This window comes from Maribacter sp. R77961, assembly GCF_044594925.1.
GTDB lineage: Bacteria > Bacteroidota > Bacteroidia > Flavobacteriales > Flavobacteriaceae > Maribacter.
This window is the reverse complement of sequence record NZ_CP138991.1, coordinates 2,152,763-2,174,960: the sequence shown is the minus strand read 5'-3', so window position 1 is coordinate 2,174,960 and position 22,198 is coordinate 2,152,763. Positions and strand designations below refer to the sequence as shown.

The 22,198-nt window shown below is 37.7% G+C and carries 20 protein-coding genes; 11 read left to right on the top strand and 9 right to left on the bottom strand.

The window, feature by feature from the left end:
* Positions 1–30 precede the first annotated feature (30 nt).
* The 6 genes from radC to SJY09_RS09605 all read left to right on the top strand — a co-directional run bounded on the left by radC (position 31) and on the right by SJY09_RS09605 (position 5,710).
* Positions 31–729, top strand: a complete 699-nt coding sequence (gene radC, locus SJY09_RS09630; RefSeq protein WP_396635507.1) for a DNA repair protein RadC — start codon at positions 31–33, stop codon at positions 727–729.
* On the top strand, positions 730–2,025 hold the full coding sequence (locus SJY09_RS09625) for a polysaccharide deacetylase family protein (RefSeq protein ID WP_396635506.1): 1,296 nt from the start codon (positions 730–732) through the stop codon (positions 2,023–2,025). It abuts the gene before it with no gap.
* Complete coding sequence (locus tag SJY09_RS09620) at positions 2,018–2,707, top strand: YjjG family noncanonical pyrimidine nucleotidase (RefSeq protein ID WP_396635505.1); 690 nt, start codon at positions 2,018–2,020, stop codon at positions 2,705–2,707. Before SJY09_RS09625 ends, SJY09_RS09620 begins: the two co-directional genes overlap by 8 nt.
* A 61-nt stretch (positions 2,708–2,768) precedes the next feature.
* A complete protein-coding gene (locus SJY09_RS09615; RefSeq protein ID WP_396635504.1) occupies positions 2,769–3,311 on the top strand; it encodes a hypothetical protein in 543 nt (180 codons plus the stop codon).
* Positions 3,308–4,738, top strand: a complete 1,431-nt coding sequence (locus SJY09_RS09610) for a DUF5723 family protein (RefSeq protein WP_396635503.1) — start codon at positions 3,308–3,310, stop codon at positions 4,736–4,738. The genes SJY09_RS09615 and SJY09_RS09610 overlap by 4 nt, the downstream gene beginning before the upstream one ends.
* Positions 4,739–4,807: 69 nt before the next feature.
* Positions 4,808–5,710, top strand: coding sequence for a hypothetical protein (locus SJY09_RS09605; protein ID WP_396635502.1), 903 nt, complete (start codon positions 4,808–4,810; stop codon positions 5,708–5,710).
* Here the strand turns inward: SJY09_RS09605 and SJY09_RS09600 are convergent.
* Positions 5,707–6,984 (bottom strand): replication-associated recombination protein A, encoded by a 1,278-nt coding sequence (locus SJY09_RS09600; protein WP_396635501.1) that lies wholly within the window; start codon positions 6,982–6,984, stop codon positions 5,707–5,709. The two genes, SJY09_RS09605 and SJY09_RS09600, sit on opposite strands and share 4 nt — an antisense overlap.
* 149 nt (positions 6,985–7,133) lie before the next feature.
* Between SJY09_RS09600 and SJY09_RS09595 the strand changes: the two genes are divergently transcribed.
* Complete coding sequence (locus SJY09_RS09595) at positions 7,134–7,877, top strand: rhomboid family intramembrane serine protease (RefSeq protein ID WP_396635500.1); 744 nt, start codon at positions 7,134–7,136, stop codon at positions 7,875–7,877.
* On the opposite strand, the gene rlmB is transcribed toward SJY09_RS09595, so the two are convergent.
* The 8 genes from rlmB to SJY09_RS09555 form a co-directional block, all read right to left on the bottom strand.
* Positions 7,874–8,617, bottom strand: coding sequence for a 23S rRNA (guanosine(2251)-2'-O)-methyltransferase RlmB (gene rlmB, locus SJY09_RS09590; RefSeq protein ID WP_396635499.1), 744 nt, complete (start codon positions 8,615–8,617; stop codon positions 7,874–7,876). The two genes, SJY09_RS09595 and rlmB, sit on opposite strands and share 4 nt — an antisense overlap.
* Before the next feature lie 68 nt (positions 8,618–8,685).
* Entirely contained in the window at positions 8,686–9,489 is an 804-nt protein-coding gene (locus tag SJY09_RS09585; protein WP_396635498.1) for a hypothetical protein, read from the bottom strand.
* 124 nt (positions 9,490–9,613) lie between these two features.
* On the bottom strand, positions 9,614–10,381 hold the full coding sequence (locus SJY09_RS09580; RefSeq protein ID WP_396635497.1) for a hypothetical protein: 768 nt from the start codon (positions 10,379–10,381) through the stop codon (positions 9,614–9,616).
* A gap of 1 nt (position 10,382) precedes the next feature.
* A complete protein-coding gene (locus SJY09_RS09575) occupies positions 10,383–11,126 on the bottom strand; it encodes a hypothetical protein (RefSeq protein ID WP_396635496.1) in 744 nt (247 codons plus the stop codon).
* Positions 11,127–11,179: 53 nt separating this feature from the next.
* A complete protein-coding gene (locus SJY09_RS09570; protein WP_396635495.1) occupies positions 11,180–12,493 on the bottom strand; it encodes an aryl-sulfate sulfotransferase in 1,314 nt (437 codons plus the stop codon).
* A gap of 85 nt (positions 12,494–12,578) precedes the next feature.
* Positions 12,579–13,436 carry a hypothetical protein gene (locus tag SJY09_RS09565; RefSeq protein ID WP_396635494.1) on the bottom strand — a complete coding sequence of 286 codons (858 nt, stop codon included), beginning with the start codon at positions 13,434–13,436 and terminating at the stop codon, positions 12,579–12,581.
* 15 nt (positions 13,437–13,451) lie between these two features.
* Complete coding sequence (locus SJY09_RS09560) at positions 13,452–15,089, bottom strand: SusD/RagB family nutrient-binding outer membrane lipoprotein (RefSeq protein ID WP_396635493.1); 1,638 nt, start codon at positions 15,087–15,089, stop codon at positions 13,452–13,454.
* An 18-nt stretch (positions 15,090–15,107) separates the two neighbouring features.
* Positions 15,108–18,347, bottom strand: coding sequence for a SusC/RagA family TonB-linked outer membrane protein (locus SJY09_RS09555; protein WP_396635492.1), 3,240 nt, complete (start codon positions 18,345–18,347; stop codon positions 15,108–15,110).
* 402 nt (positions 18,348–18,749) lie between these two features.
* Here SJY09_RS09555 and rpsL point away from each other — a divergent pair, with 402 nt between their 5' ends.
* Genes rpsL through rpsJ form a run of 4 tightly spaced genes read left to right on the top strand, consistent with a single transcriptional unit; the run spans position 18,750 to position 22,077 of the window.
* Positions 18,750–19,124: a 30S ribosomal protein S12 gene (rpsL, locus tag SJY09_RS09550; protein ID WP_027078345.1), complete on the top strand. Its 375-nt coding sequence runs from the start codon at positions 18,750–18,752 to the stop codon at positions 19,122–19,124.
* 22 nt (positions 19,125–19,146) lie between these two features.
* Positions 19,147–19,623, top strand: coding sequence for a 30S ribosomal protein S7 (rpsG, locus tag SJY09_RS09545; RefSeq protein ID WP_099573190.1), 477 nt, complete (start codon positions 19,147–19,149; stop codon positions 19,621–19,623).
* 6 nt (positions 19,624–19,629) lie between these two features.
* Positions 19,630–21,762 (top strand): elongation factor G, encoded by a 2,133-nt coding sequence (gene fusA, locus SJY09_RS09540; RefSeq protein ID WP_396635491.1) that lies wholly within the window; start codon positions 19,630–19,632, stop codon positions 21,760–21,762.
* A 9-nt stretch (positions 21,763–21,771) separates the two neighbouring features.
* A complete protein-coding gene (gene rpsJ, locus SJY09_RS09535) occupies positions 21,772–22,077 on the top strand; it encodes a 30S ribosomal protein S10 (protein WP_007094989.1) in 306 nt (101 codons plus the stop codon).
* Positions 22,078–22,198 lie beyond the last annotated feature (121 nt).

Here is a 22,198-nt window from a genome sequence, read left to right as displayed (position 1 = left end):
ATAAAATAATTTGTTCGCTATCTTTAGCAAATGCAAGAAAAGCCAACTTCTTTTTCTATAAAGCATTGGTCGGATGATGATAAGCCAAGGGAAAAACTGGTGAACAAAGGGCGGTCTGTCTTATCGGATGCGGAGCTTATTGCGATTTTAATCGGTTCCGGTAGTAGGTCCGAAAGTGCTGTCGAACTTTCCAAGCGTATACTCTCCTCTGTAGATAATAATCTAAACGAATTGGGAAGACTCTCTATAAAACAATTGATGCAGTTCAAAGGTATCGGGGAAGCTAAGGCCGTAACTATTGCTGCGGCCCTAGAAATGGGCAGACGACGAAGGGGAGAGGAAGCTCAAAAAATCGATAAGATTAATAGTAGTAAGGATGCCTATGAAATCTTACAACCCATTATGGGAGAATTGGAGCATGAAGAATTTTGGATATTATATTTAAACAATTCAAATAAGGTACTTTTTAAGTCGCAATTAAGTAAAGGGGGTATTACGGGCACTTTGGTAGATGTACGCCTTATCATGAAACAAACCCTAGAATTAGGTGCCGTTGGTATTATATTAGCACACAATCACCCTAGTGGTACGTTGAGACCCAGTGCTGCTGATAAACAGATCACGGAAAAAATAAAAAGAGCTTCAGAATCTTTGGATATTAAAGTTTTAGATCATCTCATCGTAACGCAGAAGAATTATTATAGTTTTGCGGATAATCAAACTTTGTAAATGTTATTGATATATACCCATAAAATTACACCTCGTTTCAGTTATACCATGAAGCAGGTATTCACTAAAATTTTAGGGATAGAAATTGGTTTTACGACCAAAGTCGAGGATTTTATAAAGCATAATGAGGCCAAAATCACCTACACGAAGCAACCGCTTCAAAATGAGTTTTTTGTAAGAAGTAACAACTTGCTTTTTGAACAAGGAATAAACGATATACAAGTTGCTATCGTTAATTGGGAAAATGTTCCCTGCTTCTTCGCTACAGGAGAAAGAAGTAATATACCTTATGACGTTTTTGCCGCTAGTTTTTATTTGCTGAGTAGATATGAAGAGTACCTGCCCCACGTAAAGGATATACATGGAAGATTCTCTCCAAAAGATAGTTTAGGATACCAAAATGGTTTTTTACATAGACCAGTAGTGGACATCTGGGCACTTAAACTATTAAAATTGTTGCTGGAGCGTTTTCCTGACCTAAATTATGGTAAGAGAAGATACGGGTATGAATCCGTAATTGATGTGACTACATCGCACTGTTATTCCAATAGAGGTATTATAAGGGGTGCTGCGGGTTTGTTGTTAGACTTAGGGACGTTAAGATTAAAGCGGGTTTTTGAGCGTATTGCCGTTGGTCTCAAGATTAGAAAGGACCCCTACGATAATTTTTCAGATTTGATAGATTGGCATAAAGAGTCGAAGGTGAAAAGCACCTTTTTTTTCCAGTTTGCTAATTATTCAAAGTACGATAAGAACGTTTCTACAAACAGCAACACCTTTAAATCATTGATAAAATATGTAGGCGATTATTCAAAAGTGGCATTAGCAGCCTCTTACAGTTCTTTTGCCAATACAACGCTATTAAAACGGGAAAAACAAGATTTAGAAAATGTCGTGAACAGACCTGTTCACATGTCGCGCATGCGCTACAATAGAGTTGATATACCAGATACATATAGAAATCTTATCGAAGCTGAATTTACAGATGACTATACCATGGGTTATAGCCGCGAGATTGGTTTCAGGGCAGGAACTTGTACTTCTTTTCAATTTTATGATATTCCTTTAGAAGTGCAGCAACCTATTAAAATACATCCGTTCGCCATACATGATTATGCCTTAATGAATCTTAGGAATAGAACTGAAATCGTAAATACTATAAAAAGAATTTATGTTGAGGTAAGAAACGTCAATGGAAAGCTAGTGACCGTCTTTTCGAACGAATTATTGGGAAGCAATGGAAAGCATGAATGGAAATCAATTTATAAAGAGATATTATCAGAATACAATGTATAAAAATAGCGTAACAGATGTTTTTTTTGACCTTGACCATACCCTTTGGGATTTTGAAAAAAATTCTGCACTTACCTTCAAGAAGATTCTTGTTGAACACGAGATTGATATTCCTTTAGAACATTTTCTAGAGGTCTATGTTCCCGCAAACTTTGCCTTCTGGAAATTGTATCGTGAAGAGAAAATAACAAAAACCGAACTACGATATCAACGCCTTAAAACGGTATTTGATACTTTGGATTATGGTATTTCAGACCATACCATAAATAGTCTGTCGGAGGAGTATATTAATAATCTATCCTCGTTCAACCACCTGTTTCCATACACGACTGCGATTTTAGATTACTTAAAACCTAAATATACCTTACACATTATCACCAACGGTTTTCAGGAAATACAAGAAAAGAAGTTAAAAAAATCGGGTATCCACAGTTATTTTAATCAAATCATCGATTCAGAAATGGCAGGCGTTAAAAAGCCAAATCCTATAATTTTTAAAATGGCTTTGGACAAGGCTAGAACAAAGCCTACTAACTCTTTAATGATAGGTGATAGCCTTGAGGCAGACATACTTGGGGCACAGGCTAGTGGTTTAAGCGCTTTACATTTTTGTACACTTGGTGAAGACCCACATGAGTATTGTCCTATCATTACCGACTTACGGGAAATAAAAAACTATTTATAGAGTTATTATTACTAGAACTAGTGTCGCAACTGTTGTTGGTGACACGTTTTATAAGTTAGAAATGAAAATTTCAAAAATTGTCTTGGTACTATTGCTAATGGGGTGTCTTTCGTCTTGCTCTGAGGAGTTAGATTTCGGGCAATATGAAGATCTCACCATTACGCCCTCCTTTGAATCCAGTATTTTTTATGTAGAGGCACAGGAAAGTCTAATTAATAGAATCGTAGGTTTAAGTTTTTTCACTCAAGAATTTAATTTCGATGCTTTTGAAGAGGCATTTTTTGCCGATAGGGTATTAGGTGGTGTTATTACATATGAATTAGAAAATACTACCAGTAAGGATGTTGAGATCAGTATAGAATTTTTAGATGAGACAGATACCGTTTTAGATATTGAGTTCTTTCAAATGGATGCAGCTCCTACGGCTCTTTTAATTAGGGAAGTTGCTTATGGCGATACTGGGAAAAGTCTAGATATACTAAGAAATACCTCTGAAATTAGACTTAGTGCTAGAAACCTTGGTGATAATAGTAGTACTTCAAGCATTGCGAACGCGTCGTTAGTCTTAAGGTCTGCGGGCGAATTTATGTTACGAGTTAAATGAGAATAATCCGGGGCTATCTTATCTTTCTCCTCTTCGGATGCTATTTTCTGCATGCGCAGAATAAACAATTGTTGTACGATTTTAATGAAATTCCGCAGTCCTTGATGGTTAATCCCGGTGTGGAGACAGCTTTTAAGTGGTATGGCGGGGTGCCATTACTATCCGGTATTTCGGGCTATGGCGGCTCTAATGCGGCAACTGTAAACGATATTTTTGCGGTTGATGGTCTGGATATCAATGATAAAGTAAGAAATCGTTTGGTTCAGCGTTTAGGACCTTCTGACGAGCTTAGTGGTAATTTTCAATTGGAGTTTTTAAATGTTGGTTTCAGGTCTACTGATCCTGACATATTCTATTCTTTTGGTGCTTATTTGGAGTTTGATAATATTTCTTACTGGCCCCAGGACTATGCCTTTCTATTATTTGAAGGAAACGCGAACCAGCTTAATAGACGTTTCAACCTAGGAGACTTAAGTATGAGAGGGTCTATGGTCAATGTTTTTCATTTTGGAGTAAATAAGAATATTGGCAAGGATTTAACAATAGGTGTAAGAGGTAAAATTTATTCTGGAATTTTAGACTACAATTCAACAGGAAATAATGGTTATCTGGTAAATACGGAAGGTCAAAATAATATCTTTAACACTACCTTAAGTGCCGACCTTAAATTAAGAAGTTCAGGATTTGGGGAATTAGATAGTGCTGCAGATGATGATAACGTTTCTAGTGCTCTCGTGAAAAGAGCCTTGTTCGGTGGAGATTTGGGATTGGGGTTGGATTTAGGTTTTACGTATCACTTAAGTGAAAGAACTGTAATTACAGGAAGTGTATTGGATTTAGGATTTATGTATCATAGCGGAGATACCCAGAGTTATAGTTTAGAGGGTAATGCAAGTGTAGAAGGTATTGAGATTAATATTTTGGAAGATTTTGGAAATTTAAACAGGGATTTCTGGCAAGATTTAGTAGATGAGGTTGAAGAATTAGTGCCCTTTCAATCTAGTGACAGGGCTTACGTAACCTTTAGACCAACTAAAATAAATGCCTCTCTGAGACACGACTTTGGAAAACCCGTAGGCTCACAAGAAAATTGTGACTGTTCGGTAACCGCTTTTTCAAGCAATGCTAGAGTAAGGTTTAGAAATTCTGTAGGAGCGCATGTTTTTGCCATAAAAAGACCAAGAGGTCCACAGATGGCAGTGACCGGTTTTTATGTTCGTAGACTGGGCAACGTAATGGCCTTAAAGGCTTCATATACGGCAGATAAATTTAGTCGTACCAATCTAGGTTTAGGTGTTAATCTACAGTTGGGACCTGTTAACCTTTACGCTATGGCAGATAACCTTTTGTCGTACCAAAATATTACAGGCTCTAATTATGCTTCTTTTCAGTTAGGATTAAATATCATATCTTGGAACAAAAGATAAGGATTTAGCCTAAAGTTATTCTTTGGCACGTTTTTTTCATTTATTGTAGCGTATCACTAAAATTCTAATATGTTGAAAGGAGTAATTGTAGCATTATATTTAGTTCTAAGTTGTATGTCGTATGGTCAAAATAATATCAATGATTATAAGTACATAATCGTACCCAAGAAGTTCGATGTGTTTAAAGAGACGAACGCCCATAAGACGAGTACACTGGTGAAATACCTTCTAGATCAAAAGGGTTTCCCGGTAATATATGACGATGCCCTGCCAGATGAATTGAATAAGAACAGATGTTTGGGACTTTTAGTGTCTCTCGTTGATGATTCTTCAATGTTTGCGACTAAGACAATAATAACCTTTGAGGACTGTGAGGGAGAGCTTGTTTTTAAAACATTACAAGGCAAGAGCAGAAGTAAGGTTTACAAAGAAGCCTATACAGAAGCCATAAAGGAGTCTATGCGTTCCTTTGACCAAATTAGTTATACATATGAGGGTAAATCCGAAGCTACGGAACCTATAACGGTAAGTTTCAAGAACGATGTAAAAAAACTTCCTGAGCATAGCGAAACATCCACCAAAGATGCCATGGTTAAAGAATCGGTAGTAAAGTCGAATACTGAACGCCCCATGGTTGTGCAAGAAGCAACCACCGAGAATCAATTCTATGAAAGTAAGGAACCTGTGGCCTCAGATATAAAAATGGCAGAAAATCCAGCTCCTAAAAAATTGAAAATAAGAAAGCCGAATAAAGAGGATATATTATACGCACAATCCTTGCCCAATGGTTATCAACTAGTAGATAGTGCTCCAAAAATAAGAATGAGGCTTTTGAAGAGCTCCAAGGATAATATCTATATGGTTAAGGAGGATTCTAAAAATGGAATAGTTTATCTGAAAGATGATAAATGGATTTTTGAGTACTATGAAGGAGATAAATTGATGCAAAAAGAACTGAACATCAAATTTTAGAAGTCATATTTCGTTTTCCATCTTTTTTTAAGAAAATCGCTTAAAGCGCTTTCCCTTTGGTTTTGTCCTGGTTTGTAAAAAGAACTACCGGACAGATTTTCTGGAAGATATTCCGCAGCTACAAAGTTGTTTTCATAATCATGTGAATATTGATAGTTGTCACCGTAACCTAAATCTTTCATTAATTTAGTTGGCGCATTTCTAAGTGACAATGGAACGGGAAGATTCCCGGTTTGTTTTACAATCTGTTGTGCCTTCCCAATAGCCATATAACTAGCATTACTTTTTGCAGAAGTAGCAAGATAAATAGCACACTGACTTAGAACAATTCGTGCTTCTGGGTAGCCGATAGTAGCAACTGCTTGGAAGGTAGTATTTGCGATTACCAAGGCCGTGGGATTGGCAAGGCCTATGTCTTCTGAAGCCGAAATTAGCATTCTTCGTGCTATGAATTTTACGTCTTCACCACCTTCTATCATTCTTGCTAACCAGTATACAGCCGCATTCGGGTCACTACCGCGAATAGATTTTATAAAAGCAGAGATAATATCGTAATGTTGTTCACCAGTCTTATCGTATAGTACCGTATTTTTTTGAACTTTTTTAAGGACTAGGTCATTGGTGATACAAATGGTATCTGTATCCTCAGAATTAACGACCAATTCAAAAATATTTAATAATTTTCTACCATCACCACCTGAGAGTCTAAGTAAAGCTTCGGTTTCTTTTAGTTGAATTTTTTTCGATGCAAGCTGTTTATCCTTCTTCAAGGCTCGTGCTAACAATTGCTCTAAGTCCTCTTTTCCGAAGGCATTAAGAATATAAACTTGACAACGCGATAGTAGTGCGGGAATTACTTCAAAACTTGGGTTTTCAGTAGTAGCCCCTATTAATGTAACCCAACCTTTCTCAACAGCGGCCAATAAAGAATCTTGTTGGGATTTGCTAAAGCGATGAATCTCATCAATAAAAAGAATTGGATTTTTAGAAGTAAAAAGTCCGCCTGCTTGTTTTGCTTTTTCAATTACTTCCCTAATATCCTTTACGCCACTATTAATCGCGCTCAAAACATAAAAGGGTCTTTTACTTTCTTCAGCAATAATATTGGCAAGCGTTGTTTTTCCTGTTCCTGGGGGTCCCCAAAGGATTAACGATGGAATAATTCCCTTTTTTATCTGGTGCGTAAGAGAGCCCTGCTCTCCTACCAAATGGTTTTGACTTATATACTCTTCTAAATTCTTTGGACGTACGCGCTCGGCTAAGGGTTCATTCATACCATAAAAATAGAATAAAGTTCTTGAAGTACTATTGTATAGAAATACAATATGAATAGGACTTTTGTTGTTTATATCCTTAAGAGTGACAATTTAACCGATTTTAAGATTTGGCTAATATTTTGATTAGCAATGTTAAGATTAAAATTATGAACGATAGTCAACATTTTAGGTTTACGAATGCTGTATTACTGGTTCCTTTAGCAGCAGTCCTTTTAATTTGGGGTTTCTATTGGATGGAATTGGTAAATGGAACAAATCTAAATTATTTAGGCGTTTACCCGAGGACACTTTTAGGATTAAGAGGTGTGCTAATTAGCCCTCTCGTTCATGGTTCTTTAGAACATCTCTATAACAATACTATTCCTCTTGCCATATTGCTGACAGCGCTATTTTACTTTTATCGAAAAGTTGCTTGGAACGTATTGTTCACTGGTATCATACTTTCTGGTCTACTCACTTGGCTTATTGGAAGACCATCGTATCATATTGGGGCTAGTGGTCTTATCTACGTTTTAGCGAGTTTCATCTTTTTTAAAGGAATATACACCAAGTATTATAGGCTAGTTGCACTTTCGTTAGTGGTTGTATTTATTTATGGAAGTCTCTTATGGTATATATTCCCCGTGAAAGAAGGTATTTCTTGGGAAGGTCATTTAAGCGGTTTTGTTACTGGAATGGTAATGGCCATTTTCGTTAAGGCAAAGCTACCGGAACAAAAGAAGTATGACTGGGAACGTGAGGATTATAATGAGGAGGAAGATGAGTTTTTAAAACAGTTTGATGAAAATGGTAATTTTATAGAAACCCCAGTGGATAACCAACAAGAGTTAGCCGATCAAATAAATATCAAATACGTTTACAAAGAAGGTAATAGCGAACAGAAATCTTAATTGTAATTCATTCTTTGCCTTACGGCTTCATATAAAAACAGTGCGCAAGCTACAGAAACATTAAGGGATTCTATTTCTCCTAATAAAGGAAGCTTAGCGGTGTAATCAGCTGCTTTCAAAATAGATGGTGAAATACCTCTGTCCTCAGAACCCATAACTATCGCTATAGCTTCGTTGAAAGATACATCGTAAAGGGAAGTATTCGTTTTTTCTGAGGCCGCTAAGACTTTTATTCCCGACGCTTGCAGGTAAAAAACAGCATCTTTTAGATGGTCTACTTTTGCAATAGGAACTTTAAATGCTGCACCAGCTGAGGTTTTTATGGTGTCTGCCGTAACAGGAGCCGCACCTTTTTTCTGAATAATAATTCCGTCTACACCAGAGCATTCTGCGGTGCGTATAATGGCGCCAAAATTACGAACATCCGATAACTGATCTAAAAGTAAGAACAAGGCTGGTTTTTCTTTGAGCTGAACTCTTTCTATTAGCCCTTCTAAGGTGTGAAAGGTGATAGGGGATATCGTAGCAACTGCACCTTGGTGATTTCCCTTGGTTAATCGGTTTAATTTTTCCGGGGGCACATAGGAGACATTAATTTCATTTCGTCTGAGAAGGCTCTCTAGTTCTTTAATTAAATCACCTCTTAGGCCTTTTTGTAGAAATACTTTGTCTATCTCTTCATTGGTATTAACAGCTTCGATGATCGCCCTTATTCCGTATATCTGGGTGGTTTTGTCCATAGATGTAAAAATAAACAAAAACCGCTCGGGTATTAGCCGAGCGGTTTACAATTCTTATGATGTTAATACTATTTGCCTTGAGAAGCCAGGTCTACAGTATTTAGTGTATTTGCAAACGTTAGAATCTGAACTAAAGAAGATTCTTTCTTTAAATTTAGACCTTTCTTTTTAATAAGTGCTGCAACTTGCATTTTCTTGTCGCTGCTAAACAAGTCTAACAGTTTGGATTTTTTGGTAGGAATATAACTTACCAAATTAGCATTTAAATCTTTTAAATAGTATTGGGTTTTATTTGTGAAGCGTGCTGGTATGGCATTTACCATAGAATTTTCTGCTTCTTTACCCTCAACATATTTAACGGAATAACGTTGGTATAGGTTATAATTAGAACCTGATAACATGGATATTAAATAGTCTTGTGTCACTTTCCCATCTTCATCAACGAAAGAAGCGTACTGTAATACTTTGTCATCGAAAACAATTCTAATATTTTCATCTTTGATTAAGGCCTTATGCTGTTCTTCCTCTAAATTTGTTTTTTTGATTTCGATTTCTTGACTGTAGGCATTGAACCTTGAATAGAAGGAACCAAGAAGTTGATCGTTAACATAAATTTTACTTTCTTGAAAATTATCAGCTAAAAAAGGGGAACCCTTAATAGTTTGTGCTGAACCTGTTGTCGCCGTTGAAGAAGCATTTATATCAGCGTATATTAAATTATGGAGAGAATTACCTGATTGCGTAAATAGCGCATCTAAATCTCCGCATGTAGTGGCTTGAGACCTTAAATCTCCAGTACTTTGAGATACTTGAGCATTTACAGCAGTAAATACGAGACAAGCTAGACAAATTGTTAGAAATTGTTTTTTCATAGTATTGTGGTTTAATTAATTATGAACCATTAAGTTATGAAAAAAAAGACGTCAAGCTACTGATAATGAATTTATTATACGATTAATAATAAATAATTACGAGATTCTTGGTAAAACGATGATTTCAATCAAGTATACTGAATAAGGATATTAAATCATTCGTTTTCTCTAAGTCTATTTCATTTTCTTTTATGAACTTTTTGACCTCATTGGATTTTTCCTGTGGTACGAACGCTTTAATGAATTTACCTTTTTGAACGGGTACTTCAACAATAAGTTTTGAGGTCTTTCCCTTATGGTAATACTCTTTGTAAGTTGTGAACCTACTAGGAATTGGATTTACCATTGAGTTCGCGGCTTCTTTTCCTTCTGTATATTTTATGCGTGTTCTCTCATATAGGGTATAGGTCTTTGCACTGTGGATAGATTTGACATAGGTTTCTTGGATTTGTCCTTTTTTATTCTTGACTGATAAATATTGGAGAGTGCCATTTTCTGTCACTAATTTCACTAAAGCATCTTGTACCAAGGCCTTTTCTTTCTCCTCGTCTAATAAGGTAGCCTTTAGTTCTATTTCACCGTTATAAGCATTAAAGCGATAGTAATAATTTCCAAGGTGCTCATCTTTATAATAAATTTTCCCGGGTAAAAATGTGTCACTAACATATGGAGATCCTATGTCTGACCCTATATTATACTCGATGTAGTCTTTATTGTTACTTACCAGCTGAAACAAATTTGTCATCATTGGGGTGAATTGTTGATGGAAATTTGCGAAGGGGTCATTCTCCACATCAGCGCCACCAAAATTAGCTACTCCTACCTGTTGGGCATCTGTGGCAGTAGAAAATAGTAAAACAATAAGTAACCCTAATGCTTTATAAGTTTTCATTTTACATAGAATTAATATGATTAAATGCAGTAATTAAATCTTCTTCATTATCTAAGTTTATATTTTCCTCTTTGAGATAGATTTTTATGCTTTCTCGCAATTCTTTATCGAATTGTTTGATAAAACCTCCTTTTTTTTGTGGGAGATAATCAATACGGTCTACCCCAATTTTTTGATAGTAATATTCTTCAAAATGTGCAAACCTGCTAGGGATGTCGGCGACCATAGAATTGATTGCGGGTTTACCTTCGGAATATTTGACAGCTAATCTATGGTATAGCTTGTACTTAGGACCATCTACAATCTGTGATAAATATCCGTTTTTAGTTTCTTTCTTCTTATTAATGTAGGTGGTAAAACGCAATTCTTTATTTAAGTACTTAATCTTTATTTTTTTATCAGGATAAAGACTTTTGCTTTCCTCATCAGGTAAATTTGACTTTTTTATTTCAATAGTACTGTTCAGTGCATTATAGCGTACGTAAAAATCACCTTGAGGCTCATCTCCATAGAAGATTTTGGTCTTTATAAAATTTTCTGTAGAATAGGGGCTTCCCACGGTTTCGCCTATATACCTGTTATTGGAGTTTGTTCTTAATTCCATCATAACCAAATTAAGCATAGGACTGCCACCTTGTGCCGCACCAAATAGACCCGCTTCACCAGCGGGAGCTGTGCTTAAATTCTGGGATTGTATAATGTTAAGCGTAAAAAAAAGCAATACTATTAGTAATATATTTTTCATTTTTATTTAATAGATTTATAATACAGGAATATAAGAAATATGTGTTTTTTTACCTAGAGTCCTAAGGTTTTAATCTCAGGAGAATTCTTTTCATAATGATATGCTCTCCAGAAAAAACCATCTTGACTATATTTCCAAACAATTTCCTTTTCCCTAGTTACTTCCCATATTCCAAAATCTCCCTCGGTAATGAGGATATTTCCGTTAGAGAGCTTAACCGCACCAGAAACTTTGGGCGAATAGAGTTCATCGTCCGAGAATGTCCATAGTACTTCTGGCTCATTGTTTACGTTGGGAAGTAATTGAAACGCATCAGGCAGGTTTAGCTCATAAACTGTAGATTTTTCTAAATCCGCTCCGTTTGAGAATATTAACATTTTTCCCTGATCTTCTCCATCGAGCAGATTAGGGTAGTGGTTGTTGTGAAATAAGCGATTTCCTTGAGTGTTTTTGTAAGCAGACGGATTACCAAATCGATATAGTAAATCTCCGCCCTTGTTATATTGTCCGCCGGCGCTAGAGGCGGCCTCTAATGAGGTGGTGCTATGATCAATTACCCAAACCTCGCTATAAAAGTTGGCGCTTAAATAAATGACGTCTTTTATAGGGTCATATGAGATAGCATTGCCGTGTGTGATATCCCCGTTTTCATCGGTTACATAATTCACATCTATACGTTGTGGATTGTCAGCTATAGATCCGAAATTCGATTTGGTACTATCATGCTCTTGAATTAGGTGGTCCCAAGTATGCCATTCCCAAACAATAGTATTGGTAGCAGGATCTATTTCTATTAGGCCGTCAGGAAAAGTCTCAACGTTAAGTGAATAACCCGCATTAGTGGACTCTTCAGGGGTCTTGCGTTCCCATATCATGGTAAGAATATTACCGTTCGGTAACATTTCAGCATCGTGATGAAGTATATAGTCTTCAGAGGAATAATCAAAATTCCATGCTATGCTTCCATCAGTGTTCAATAGTTGTAGTTTGCCACCGAACCCTCCAATTTCTATTTTAGGATCGGTAGATTCTAACATTGCCAAAAGTTTGCCATTATCCAATAGAAAAACATCATTACCTAGACGCTCTCCATTAAGAGGAAAGTCGTAAAGGATAACACCATCTTTGTCCATGAGATACACCGCGTTGGCTTTGGCATCATTCACCAATACATAATTATTGTCCATTTTAGACCTATTGAAAAACTGAACAGGGCCTACGGTTTCCACTTCAGGTTGTGCCGGATCGGTTTGCCCCTGTTCTGGAGCGGAAGGTATTTCCGTAATCGGTTCTGTTGTTTCACAAGAGTGTAGTAATATGAAGGAGAAAAGTGGCAATAGATACTGCCTACAGCTTAACTTTTTCATTAGAATTTTTATTTGTAAGATATTAAAAAAAGAAAGGCCAAACTCTTAAAGTTTGGCCTTTACTCTTATTTTATTGTTTGGATATTTAGTTACAAATATTCAATACAATATCTCCGCCAGGTCCGGGTGAACCAGCTGCTGCTGTTTCTCCAGTTGGCGCCGTCAATTCCCAAATATGCTCTTCCTCAAAGTTTCCAGGAGTATAAGTGAACGTCAATTCCTCAGTTCCATCAGGAACAACAATATCAAAGTTTGCAGCACTGCCAGACTCTATTGTATAATCCGTAGTGTCACCATCTATGGAAACTGTAAAGAAAGCTCCATCCCAGCCATCTCCGTAAGTATCTTCCATGTCTAGGTTGTAAGTTCCTGCTACTGGAGTAACAGGTATACAAGCAACACCGGCAGTGTACTGATATGGTGAGCTAAAGTATGAACCACCAGTAATGTTTCCATTACCGTTTGCCGCGGACCAAGAAGTACCATTCGTAAGATTTACTACGAATCTAAATCTGAAAGTATCACCACCATCAAATTGTCCATCAACCAAACCAACAGCTGCAAGCGCTTCCGCCAACGTCGCTGTAAAGTTGGTTTGTGGGAGGCCTCGTTCGCTTGTACTGAACTCACTTGCAGGAATGGTAGTATACGCTACTTCTGCTTTAGAATTATCTACCCCATCATCCTTGTTGTCAGTAAAAGAAACCAATACATCTACAGATGATAATAAAGTTCCGTTCTCTTCATCTTGCTGTTCTACTGTTACAGAGAATATAGAAGAGGTGTCAAATCTATTGAAAGTACCACTCTCAATGCTTCTTGTTCTTAAGATAGCACTACTGGTTATACCGTCAATAACGCCTATTACAACTTTATCATCGCTTTCACAACTAGTGAAAAAGACAGTTGCAATGGTTAAAAAATATAAACTTAGTTTTTTCATTTTTCTTTTTTTTAATTAGTTACCTACAGGGAATCCAGGTGAAGCTGGGTTAGTATCCCAAAATACTTGTTCCGTAACAGTTGTTTTTTGCGCTATGTTCGAGTTCGTGTTAGCTGCATTAGCAGGATAGAAGAAAGAGCGTATAAACGACCCAGGGTTCAATTCTAAGTTTGGCTCCATGGTTGTTGGGAAACCTGTTCTTCTGTACATGTTATAACCATCATGACCATTTCCTTTTAAAGATACTAAGAATTGTTCTGCCCAGATGTTCAACTTACCTTCGTCATCAGCAGCATCAAAATCCGCTTCAATGGCAGCAAGGAATGCATCAACGTCCGCTTCTGTAGGTGCCGTAGATAAATCCGCTCCTGGGTCTTTAGAACCAAAAGTTTGTACTTTAGCTATTGACTTAGCAATACCATCTAACAAGAAAGGCTTTGCAGCAGCAGCACCACCAGCAGTGGCTACTTCTGCTCTCCAAAAATCCACTGTTGATGCCAATAGAATCGGAGTAACACCGTTTCCACCACCACCAGCTCCAAGGCCAGATTCAGCAAAACTACTATCGTCAAAAAGACCTCCGACAGGGTAAACACCAGGAATAGTTCTTAATAAACCGTCCGGTGGAGTACCTGCATCATTTCCATGATTACGACCCCAGTATCCATTAGGTAAAGTACAGAAAGTAAAGCCGCCATCCGCATAATGTGGTGGAGGTGCCTGTAAAGAACAGTCTAATGTTTCTTCATTTGGCGGAGTTCCATCAGAACCTGGTACTGTAGCATTTTGTCTGTAGTAGTAATACCTGATACGAGGATCTTCACTAAGATCCATGATTTCCATTAAATAAATAGACATGTAATCAGCACCACCAGTAACTGTATAGTTATTGGCGTAGTCAGGATGACGTGTGTCTGGCTGAACTTGATTAGTTCCCCATTGAAACTGCATATCATCAGCAGAGTCTTCGATGAAATTACCAGCAGCAATAATACTATTGAAGGCTGCATTATTACCAGTATTCTTGTACAACCTTAATTTTAAGGTGTTACAAGCTAAAATCCACTGATCGTAATCGTTATCATAAAAGAAATCATTCTGAGGATCTACAGAGCCACCAGCGTTAAAGTTAGCGATTGCATTATTTAAAAGACCTATAGCTGCCGCGTATACATCAGCGCCTGGATCAGGAACTGGATTTAAAATATCTGGCGCTTGTAAGGCTTGAGAATAAGGAACATCACCAAAGAAATCTACTAAAAGCGATATGGTATATGCCTCGTAGAACTGGCCCATTGCAGTATGGTTCGTTAAACCAGCTTCATTGGTCAGTACATTCATATCCTTAATGTTCTGAAGTATCTGCTGATAAGCTTCTTCCCATTCATTATCAAAGTTTGCTGGATCATATGCATTTTGGTAGTCTCTACCGAACATATTTTCTATTCGTACAACTTCTGCCATGGTTTCTCCCAAAGATTCTGTAAATCTTGCGAAATCTTCTTGAATAACATTCAAGTAGAAATCGGGATCAGCCTGTGAAGGTGTCAATGCATTTGGATCTTCAGTCAGATCTAGCTCAGTTGTCTCACAGGAGTTGAAAAGGGCTCCGGCAATAAAAAAAGCAGCTATGTATTTAATTGTTTTTTTCATTATCAAATATTTTTTTAATTAAAATGTTGCTCTAACACTCAATCCATACCTTCTTGAGCTTGGTCCGTTCAAGTAATCAAAACCTCTACCGTTACCAACACCTACACCGGCAACGTTTGGATCAAAGTTAGTTCCTTTAGGTATGTTAATAGCTTCATACCAAAGGTTTTGGCCTGACAGCGTGAAACTTAAGGATCCGAACGGTGTTTTGTCCAACCACTTTGAAGGCATAGAGTAGCCAAGGGAAACTTCTTGTAACCTTATAACAGAAGCGTCATAGACACCAAGTTCATCTGGGCCAAAAAGAACATTACTGAAGTAGAACGTAGAGTTGTTTACAGCTACATCGTTAGGTGTGCCATCTGCTTTTACTCCAGGCAGTATAAAACTATTCAAACGATCTAAGGTATCGGTGGTAAGTCCTCTACCTAGAAGAACAGAAGTTGTTCTACTGTAGATATCTCCACCATGGGTATAGTTCATTAAGAAGTTGAAGGAAAAGTTTTTATAATTGATGCTATTACCAACGTTCAATAACCAATCTGGGTTAGGATCACCAATGGTGAAGGTACCGTTTTCTTCAGCATAACTACCTGCACCATTTACAATGAAGTTGTCATTTTCATCTCTTTGGATTCTGGAACCAACGATAACACCTAAGGGTTCACCAACACGAGCCGCATTACCTAGGTTAGTAAAACCTGCGTATACAACGATGTCAGTATCAAGGCCAAGATCAACAACTTCTGTTTCATTAGCGGTGAAGTTTGAGTTGATGCTCCAGTTGAAACCACCTTCTTCTTCGCTTCTGAATAAATCTACTGTAGCATCTACTTCTACACCGTAAGAACTAATTTCACCAACGTTAGTTTGTGTTTGAATAAAACCAGTTGATGGATCTAAAGGACGCTCAATGATTAAGTCTTTTGTAGTTCTTGTATAGTAAGAAGCATCTAGAGAAACTCTACTGTTAAACAATCTAGTTTCTAAACCAAATTCCAATTCCTCTAAAAGCTCAGGCTTTAAATTGGGGTTACCCAACTGGTCTGCACTTGTATTGGTGGTAACATCTCTTCCTGCTCCATCTTGAAAGTCTTGTGTGTCTAGGTCAAGGGTAGCTGCAACAGGATATCCCGTAGGGAAGTTAGCAGAAGTTCCATAACCCGCACGTAATTTCATGTAATTAATACCATTTTGACTCTGAAGTCCTTCAATAAGTTTCGTTGGAATCAAAGATAAACTTGCACTTGGGTAGAAAATTGATCTGTTCTCCTTTGCAAGGTTGGATACGTAATCGTTTCTTCCCGATAGCGTTAAGTAAATTTTTCTATCGTAATCAAAATCTAACTGTCCGTAAAGACCTGCTATATTTCTTTCTTGGAAAAACTGAATTTCATCCTGTAATTGAAAGTTAAAGTGTCTTAGCACGCCGAAGGCTTGTTGGCCCGAACTTGCAACACCATTTTGGTCGAACACCTCTCTTCTTGTAGTGGCACCAGCATTGAAACTAAAACCAATCTTTTCGGACAACTCGTACTGCCCTGTTAAAATAAAGTTGTGATCGAGAATAGTATTCGTGTTATTCCACGTCTGTAGAATACCACTTTGTGTTGCAACACTTCCTCCAATACCTCCTTTGTTTTGAGAGTTCGTATTGTTTTCACTATAAACATCAAGTCCAAATCGATATGTAAGATTTAAATTATCATTAATGTCATACATCAAAGCGGCATTACCGAACACACGGTTTGTCACTTGTCTTGTTTGAGCATTGTTAACAGTCCATAAAGGATGTTGTATACTGTTGTTCTGACGATAATAAACACTTCCTCTAGTGATAGGATTCTCAAAAGGTAATCCTTGAATATCTACACTTCGTGGAGTGTAGAAAAGGTTTGCGAATAAAGATGATCCTGTACCAAATACACTGTTACCCGTACTGGCAGCAATTGGAGGTGATTTAAAATCTGTATTCGAAAAGTTCATGGTTCCAGATACAGTGAACTTATTAGAAAGAATTGCTCTACCACCTAAACCAAGCGTATATCGTTGTAAACCGTTTTCAGGTGTAAAACCTTCATCATCTAAGTGGCCAAAGTTCGCATTGTATGAAACTTTACCATCTTCTGAAGAACCATTAAAGTTCACAGAGTTGCTCTTTACAACACCAGTTCGGAAAAAGTTTTTAACACTGTCATAAGGTCTCCAATCGTAACGTGCCCCTGCAAATTCAGGGAATGCAGCTCTAATTGCGGAAGTTGAAGTTGAGTATGGATGCGCTAAGGTACCTGCATCATCAATAGCTGCTTGGTTACCCCATCCTGCTACACCATCTCTATCAAAACTAGGACCCCAGTTACTGAAAAACCATCCGAAAGCCTGATCAAAACCATTTCCATATTGGTCTTGATAATCCGGAAGAGAAGCAATGTCGTTAAAGAACATGGAGCTAGTTACTGTAATCTCGTTTTTCTTTACACCTCCACTAGTACCAGCAGCGCCATTCTTGGTCGTAATTAAAATCACACCATTACGCCCGGCTGTTCCGTAAAGAGTTGCAGCGGCGAGACCTTTAAGTACATTTACATTTTCAATGTTGTTCGGGTCTAAATCCAAGAATCTACTAGAACCGTTGTTACCATCAACGAAGCTGCTATCTTCACCACTTTGTGATTGTCCGTTAGTGCCACTATCGAAAGGAACACCATCAACAATAAAAAGGGGTTGGTTACTTCCACTAAAACTACTTAGGCCACGAATAACAATACTCGTACCCGATCCTGAAAGACCACTTTGAGCGGTAATGTTAACACCAGATGCCTTACCGGTAAGTATTCTACCGACATCACCTTCAGGTCTTTGCTCTAGAGCTTCTTTGCCAACCTCGGCTACGGCATACCCCAAAGCTTGTTTTGACTTTTTAATACCCTGTGCGGTAACAACCACCTCCTCTAAGGCTTGAGCGTCTTCGGTCATTTGCACGTTTATAGTGTTTCCTGAACCTACAGCTTGTCTCGTGGCCTTTTGACCTATGTAGGTAAAAAGAAGCGTTTGACCCTGTGAAGCGTTGATGGAATAATTACCATCGAAATCAGTTTGGGTACCGTTTGTTGTTCCTTCAACAACGATGTTAACTCCAGGTAACGGAAGTCCGTCCTGGTCAGTAACCGTACCGGTAACTGTTTTTTCTTGTGCGAAAGATAGATGCACAATTAACGCCAATAACAGCGTTAACAATCCATTTCGTTTTGTTCTCATTTTTTAATTATTTGAATTAGCTAAGCGCAAAAATCATAATAATGTGTTAATAATCCAAACTAATTTTAATAAAACTTTAAGGATGCTAAGAGTATTCGAAAGTTATAAATGAAACGGACCTTGAATTTTACTATGTGTAATGTAACAATATGGATTTTGCGGATTTGATAATTTTCGGGCTAGATTCAACATGAAAAATAGTTCTACAGATATAAAACGATTGAAATTTCATAATTGAAAATCGAATTACTTGTTATGGTCGGTAAATGTCTTTTTTTTGGTTGTAAAACGTGGTAAGGAAAAAACTTTAAAAATAATTAGGCAGGTGTTTGAATTATTGGGAAATATTACTACATTTGCCGACCCTTAAACAGAGGGTAATTTTATACATATTAATATAGTATGCCAACAATTTCACAATTAGTACGAACAGGAAGAGCCACAATTACTAAGAAGAGTAAATCGGCTGCTCTAGATTCGTGTCCACAAAGAAGGGGAGTTTGCACACGTGTGTACACTACCACTCCAAAGAAGCCGAATTCTGCAATGCGTAAAGTTGCAAGGGTTAGGTTGACAAACGGGAAAGAGGTAAATGCCTACATCCCAGGAGAAGGACATAATCTTCAAGAGCACTCGATAGTATTAGTAAGGGGCGGAAGAGTTAAAGATTTGCCAGGAGTTAGATATCATATCGTTCGTGGAGCACTGGACACCGCAGGTGTTGCAGGTAGAACACAGCGGAGATCTAAGTACGGGGCAAAAAGACCTAAGAAGTAATAACACTTTTTAACAAGAAGAAATGAGAAAAAGACAGGCGAAAAAAAGACCGCTGTTACCAGATCCAAGATTCAACGACCAGTTAGTGACTAGGTTTGTGAACATGATGATGTGGGATGGTAAGAAGTCAGTAGCTTTCAGTGTTTTCTATGATGCCATTGACATTGTAGATGCTAAAAAAACAGATGAAGAAAAGACGGCTTTAGAATTGTGGAAGGATGCATTGAGCAATGTTATGCCGCATGTTGAGGTTCGCAGTAGAAGAGTTGGTGGGGCTACCTTCCAAATTCCAATGCAGATTAGACCGGATAGAAAAATTTCTACGGCTATGAAATGGCTTATCAGTTTTGCTAGAAAGCGCAACGAGAAAGGTATGTCACAAAAATTGGCCGCAGAAATACTTGCTGCTTCCAAAGAAGAAGGAGCTGCTGTAAAGAAAAGAGTTGATACTCATAAGATGGCCGAAGCAAATAAAGCATTTTCCCACTTTAGATTTTAATCAGAAATGGCAAGAGATTTAAAATATACAAGAAACATAGGTATTGCTGCTCATATTGATGCTGGAAAAACAACGACAACTGAGCGTATACTTTTTTACACAGGTGTAAGTCACAAAATTGGAGAAGTGCATGATGGCGCTGCTACGATGGATTGGATGGAGCAAGAGCAAGAAAGAGGTATTACAATTACCTCTGCGGCGACCACTTGTGAATGGCAATTCCCAACGGAGAATGGTAAGCCAACTTCCGACGCTAAAGGATATCATTTTAATATCATAGATACTCCGGGTCACGTTGATTTTACTGTAGAGGTGAATAGGTCTTTACGTGTTTTGGATGGTTTGGTCTTTTTATTTAGTGCGGTTGATGGTGTGGAGCCTCAGTCCGAGACTAACTGGAGATTAGCAGACAATTATAAAGTTCCAAGAATAGGATTTGTTAACAAAATGGATCGTCAAGGTTCTAATTTTCTAATGGTTTGTAAGCAGGTCAAGGAAATGTTAGGCTCTAATGCTGTTCCTATTGTACTTCCTATCGGGGATGAGGCAGATTTTAAGGGTATCGTGGATTTAGCAAAAAATCGTGCAATTGTATGGCATGATGAAGGTTATGGTTCTACTTTCGATGTTATCGATATTCCAGAGGAAATGAAAGCCGAAGTAAAGGAGTATAGAGCAGCTTTAATTGAAGCTGTTGCGGAGTATGACGAGGAGTTAATGGAGAAGTTTTTCGAGGATGAAGACTCAATTACGGAAGAAGAAGTTCATGCGGCATTAAGAGCTGCTGTTATGGACAGGGCAATTATTCCAATGATTTGCGGTTCTTCTTTTAAAAATAAAGGAGTTCAATTTTTATTAGATGCGGTTTGTAGGTATTTGCCTTCGCCAATCGATAAAGATGCCATCGTTGGAACTGACCCTAATACGGGTGATTCTATTTCAAGAAAACCGGATGTAAAAGAACCTTTTTCTGCCCTTGCTTTTAAGATTGCGACCGATCCTTTCGTAGGTCGCTTAGCATTCTTCAGAACATACTCTGGAAGACTGGATGCAGGTTCGTATATTCTGAATAATCGTTCTGGTAAAAAGGAAAGAATTTCAAGAATCTATCAAATGCACTCCAATAAGCAAAACGCTATCGATTTTATCGAAGCTGGTGATATTGGGGCCGCTGTTGGTTTTAAAGATATAAAAACAGGGGATACAATGTCTTCTGAAAAACACCCTATTATCCTGGAAAGTATGGATTTTCCTGATCCTGTGATAGGTATTGCTGTGGAGCCTAAGACTAAGGTCGATGTGGATAAGTTGGGTATGGCTTTGGCTAAATTAGCTGAAGAGGATCCTACATTCCAGGTTAAAACGGATGAAGCTTCAGGACAAACTATTATTTCTGGTATGGGTGAGCTTCACTTAGATATCATTGTAGATAGATTGCGAAGAGAATTTAAAGTAGAGGTTAACCAAGGAGAACCTCAGGTAGAATATAAAGAAGCACTTACGAAATTGGCTGCGCACAGGGAGACATACAAGAAGCAATCTGGTGGTCGTGGTAAGTTTGGTGATATTGTCTTTGAAATGAGTCCGGCGGATGAGGATTTCGAAGGAGAAGGGTTGCAGTTTGTTGATGAGATTAAAGGCGGACGTATACCTAAAGAATTTATTCCTTCGGTTGAAAAAGGCTTTAAGGCTGCAATGCAAAATGGTCCTTTGGCTGGATTTGAAATGGATACCATGAAGGTGGTATTAAAGGATGGTTCTTTCCACCCTGTAGATTCTGACGCACTTTCTTTTGAGTTGGCTGCTAAGATGGGTTACAAAGCTGCTGGTAAAGCCGCGGGTGCTGTAATCATGGAGCCAATAATGAAACTTGAAGTTATTACTCCTGAAGAGAATATGGGTGATATTGTAGGGGATTTGAACCGAAGAAGAGGTACTATTAGTGATATGAGTGATAGGGCTGGTGCTAAAGTAGTAAAGGGAACTGTTCCTTTATCTGAAATGTTCGGTTATGTTACGTCATTGAGAACCCTTTCTTCTGGACGTGCAACTTCAACAATGGAATTCTCACACTACGCTGAAACGCCTTCAAATATATCTGAAGAAGTGATTAAAGCGGCTAAAGGAATAACAGCATAAATTTAAGACATGAGTCAAAAAATTAGAATAAAACTTAAATCTTACGATCATAATTTAGTAGATAAATCTGCTGAGAAAATCGTAAAAACGGTAAAGACTACTGGTGCTGTTGTTACTGGACCAATTCCGTTACCAACGCATAAAAAAATATTTACAGTGTTAAGATCACCTCACGTAAATAAAAAATCAAGAGAGCAATTTCAGCTTAGTTCATATAAGAGGCTGTTGGATATTTATAGCTCATCTTCGAAAACTATTGATGCACTTATGAAACTAGAGTTGCCAAGTGGTGTTGAAGTAGAGATTAAAGTGTAAGTTAAATCTCGGTTCATTTTTTAACCGAAGTAACATGTCCTGAGCTGCGAGCGAAGGAAAGACGGAAAAAATAAATTCAGGGTTGAATTATTTTGACCCTATTTTTTTGAAATAGATTTAA

Bases quoted from the DNA above. Each gene is read 5' to 3' on its own strand.
- SJY09_RS09620 (WP_396635505.1), top strand. From the start codon at position 2,018: ATGTATAAAAATAGCGTAACAGATGTTTTTTTTGACCTTGACCATACC.
- SJY09_RS09610 (WP_396635503.1), top strand. From the start codon at position 3,308: ATGAGAATAATCCGGGGCTATCTTATCTTTCTCCTCTTCGGATGCTAT.
- SJY09_RS09565 (WP_396635494.1), bottom strand. From the start codon at position 13,436: ATGAAAAAACTAAGTTTATATTTTTTAACCATTGCAACTGTCTTTTTC.
- rlmB (WP_396635499.1), bottom strand. From the start codon at position 8,617: ATGGACAAAACCACCCAGATATACGGAATAAGGGCGATCATCGAAGCT.
- SJY09_RS09600 (WP_396635501.1), bottom strand. From the start codon at position 6,984: ATGAATGAACCCTTAGCCGAGCGCGTACGTCCAAAGAATTTAGAAGAG.
- SJY09_RS09605 (WP_396635502.1), top strand. From the start codon at position 4,808: ATGTTGAAAGGAGTAATTGTAGCATTATATTTAGTTCTAAGTTGTATG.
- SJY09_RS09570 (WP_396635495.1), bottom strand. From the start codon at position 12,493: ATGAAAAAGTTAAGCTGTAGGCAGTATCTATTGCCACTTTTCTCCTTC.
- SJY09_RS09615 (WP_396635504.1), top strand. From the start codon at position 2,769: ATGAAAATTTCAAAAATTGTCTTGGTACTATTGCTAATGGGGTGTCTT.
- SJY09_RS09585 (WP_396635498.1), bottom strand. From the start codon at position 9,489: ATGAAAAAACAATTTCTAACAATTTGTCTAGCTTGTCTCGTATTTACT.
- SJY09_RS09555 (WP_396635492.1), bottom strand. From the start codon at position 18,347: ATGAGAACAAAACGAAATGGATTGTTAACGCTGTTATTGGCGTTAATT.
- SJY09_RS09580 (WP_396635497.1), bottom strand. From the start codon at position 10,381: ATGAAAACTTATAAAGCATTAGGGTTACTTATTGTTTTACTATTTTCT.
- rpsG (WP_099573190.1), top strand. From the start codon at position 19,147: ATGAGAAAAAGACAGGCGAAAAAAAGACCGCTGTTACCAGATCCAAGA.
- fusA (WP_396635491.1), top strand. From the start codon at position 19,630: ATGGCAAGAGATTTAAAATATACAAGAAACATAGGTATTGCTGCTCAT.
- SJY09_RS09575 (WP_396635496.1), bottom strand. From the start codon at position 11,126: ATGAAAAATATATTACTAATAGTATTGCTTTTTTTTACGCTTAACATT.
- SJY09_RS09625 (WP_396635506.1), top strand. From the start codon at position 730: ATGTTATTGATATATACCCATAAAATTACACCTCGTTTCAGTTATACC.
- SJY09_RS09560 (WP_396635493.1), bottom strand. From the start codon at position 15,089: ATGAAAAAAACAATTAAATACATAGCTGCTTTTTTTATTGCCGGAGCC.
- rpsJ (WP_007094989.1), top strand. From the start codon at position 21,772: ATGAGTCAAAAAATTAGAATAAAACTTAAATCTTACGATCATAATTTA.
- radC (WP_396635507.1), top strand. From the start codon at position 31: ATGCAAGAAAAGCCAACTTCTTTTTCTATAAAGCATTGGTCGGATGAT.
- SJY09_RS09595 (WP_396635500.1), top strand. From the start codon at position 7,134: ATGAACGATAGTCAACATTTTAGGTTTACGAATGCTGTATTACTGGTT.
- rpsL (WP_027078345.1), top strand. From the start codon at position 18,750: ATGCCAACAATTTCACAATTAGTACGAACAGGAAGAGCCACAATTACT.